This window comes from Streptomyces sp. UNOB3_S3 (assembly GCF_020740895.1).
In the GTDB taxonomy this organism is placed as follows: Bacteria; Actinomycetota; Actinomycetes; order Streptomycetales; family Streptomycetaceae; genus Streptomyces.
Window position 1 is genome coordinate 1 of sequence record NZ_JAILXP010000776.1, and the last position, 563, is coordinate 563.

1 protein-coding gene is annotated in these 563 nt (G+C 75.3%); it reads left to right on the forward strand.

The genetic code is table 11. The features are described 5' to 3' along the window. Positions 1–17 precede the first annotated feature (17 nt). On the forward strand, positions 18–509 hold the full coding sequence (locus K6I33_RS35585; protein WP_229358903.1) for a molybdenum cofactor biosynthesis protein MoaE: 492 nt from the start codon (positions 18–20) through the stop codon (positions 507–509). Positions 510–563 lie beyond the last annotated feature (54 nt).

A 563-nucleotide genomic window follows, 5' to 3' on the forward strand; every position in this document is an offset into this window, starting at 1 on the left:
TACGGCACGATGGCTCCATGGCACCTCACCCGCCCTCCGGCCCGCCCCGCCCCCGAACGCACCACGACCACCCCGGCGAGTTCGCCGCCGGGGAGCCGATACGGCTCCTGGCGGTCCGCGACACCCCGCTGTCCGTGGACGAGGTCTTCGCGGCGGTCGGCGACGCGGCGGCGGGTGGCACGGCCCTCTTCGTGGGCACGGTCCGGGACCACGACGGCGGCGCGGACGTCACCGGGCTCGGCTATTCCGCCCACCCGACGGCCGAGGCCGAGCTGCGCCGGGTCGCGGAGAAGGTCGTGGCCGACTTCCCGGTCCGGGCGCTGGCGGCCGTCCACCGGGTGGGGGAGCTGGCCGTGGGGGACCTGGCGGTGGTGGTGGCGGTCTCGTGCCCGCACCGGGCGGAGGCCTTCGAGGCGTGCCGGCGGCTGATCGACGACCTCAAGCGCGAGGTGCCGATATGGAAGCACCAGACGTTCGCGGACGGGACCGAAGAATGGGTCGGCGCGTAGCGCCGTCGACCTGGGGGCACCTCCTGGGGGCACCTCCCAGCGGTAGCTGGGGGA

Coding starts and splice junctions, on each gene's coding strand:
- K6I33_RS35585 (WP_229358903.1), top strand. CDS start 18: ATGGCACCTCACCCGCCCTCCGGCCCGCCCCGCCCCCGAACGCACCAC.